Annotated in this window: 1 protein-coding gene; it reads left to right on the plus strand. The window is 71.9% G+C overall.

Annotated features, from left to right (window positions below):
* Window position 1: 1 nt before the first annotated feature.
* Window positions 2-1,540, plus strand: coding sequence for a hypothetical protein (locus tag AB0M73_RS15970; RefSeq protein ID WP_363891353.1), 1,539 nt, complete (start codon window positions 2-4; stop codon window positions 1,538-1,540).
* Window positions 1,541-1,618: the final 78 nt, after the last annotated feature.

Here is a 1,618-nt window from a genome sequence, read left to right on the forward strand (position 1 = left end):
GATGGCCGACAGCAACTTCTCGGTCAGCACCGAGGGCATGGCGCCCGCGGTCGCCGGCCTGCAGAGCCTGGGCGACCGGATCGCGCAGATCACCCAGCACCTTGAGTCCACTTTGGACAGCCTGGGCAAGCCGTGGGGCGAGGACAAGAACGGCGAGAACTTCTGGAAGCAGTACGGCACCAGCCGGGACCAGACGCTGCAGGGCGCGTCCGGCATGGCCGACGCCACGCACGGTGTGGCGAAGGGCATCAAGGGCATGATGACCGGCTACAGCAAGATCGACGACTCGGCGAAGGAGACCGCGCGGAACCTCAACTCGGACTCCGACGGCTCCGGCGGCGGCAACTACGGCGGTGGCGGTGGTGGCGGCGACAACCCGCCGCTGACCCGGGCCCGCCGGATGGACGACGTGATGCAGCCGCGGCAGTTCATGAAGGCCAGGCGGATGGACGCCCTGGAAAGGGAGCCCGGCATCCCGGCCACCAACGCCGACGGCACGCCCCTTGAGCCGTTGCAGGCCCGGCGGGAGATGGACGCGCTGTTGCCCACGGAGCGCGGCATCGCGCTCCGCCGTGAGGAAGGCACCCCGCTGGAGCCGTTGCAGCCGGCTCAGTTCGACGCGCTGACGCCGGCCGAGCCGGGCATTCCCGCCCGGCGGATGGACGCGCTGGAGCCGATGGAGCCGTTGCAGCCGGCGCGGTTCGAGGCGGCGCAGCCCGGCATCCCGGCCGAGCCGCTGGAGCGCGGCGAGTTGGCCGAGGGCCGGCTGCTGCCGGCGACGCCTGCGCATCGGCTGTTGGCGCGTGAGGACGCCATTCCGGCGACGCCTGAGCATCACCTGTTGGCCCGTGAGGAGGCGATCCCGGCGACGCCGCAGCATCCGCTGTTGGCCCGTGAGGAGGCCATTCCCGCGACGCCTGAGCATCGGCTGTTGGCGCGCGAGGAGGCGATTCCGGCGACGCCGCAGCATCCATTGTTGGCCCGTGAGGAGGCCATTCCCGCGACGCCGGCACATCACCTGTACGCCCGTGAGGCGGCCGAGCCGTTGCAGCCGTTGCAGCACGGGACTTTGCGGGAAGGCACGCTGTTGCCGACCCACGAGTCCATCCCGGCCGAGCCCCGGTTCGTCAAGTCGGTGCACGAGGGCGTCGCCGTCCCTGACTCGATGCCGTCCGCCGAGGGCCGCGTGACGTATCCGACGCACGAGGGCACGCCGGTGCAGACGTTCGAGCGGGTGCACGAAGCAACGCCGTTGCAGCCGACGCACTCGTTCGAGCGAGTGCACGAAGGCACCCCGGCGCAGCCGGTGCACGCGTTCGAGCGGGTCCAGGATGCAACCCCGCTTCAGCCGGCGCATCGGCTCGAACCGGTCCGGATGGACGAACCGGTGCGGCCGACCGAGCCGGCGCTGCCGGTGTCGGAACGGCTGCTGGAACCCGCGCGTGAGGGCGTGCCCGCCGAGCCGGCCGGCTTCGCCGAGTTGGAGCCGGAGCGGTTCACCCCGCTCGAACCGCGAATCCCCGCGGTCCCCGAGCAGTGACCGACCGGGCCCGGTCCGCCACCGGCGGGCCGGGCCCGACCGCCGTCGGATTGCCGTGAGAAGGACGAAGGACAGGCC

This window comes from Kutzneria sp. NPDC051319, assembly GCF_040682195.1.
In the GTDB taxonomy this organism is placed as follows: domain Bacteria; phylum Actinomycetota; class Actinomycetes; order Mycobacteriales; family Pseudonocardiaceae; genus Kutzneria.

Bases quoted from the DNA above. Each gene is read 5' to 3' on its own strand.
- AB0M73_RS15970 (WP_363891353.1), top strand. From the start codon at position 2: ATGGCCGACAGCAACTTCTCGGTCAGCACCGAGGGCATGGCGCCCGCG.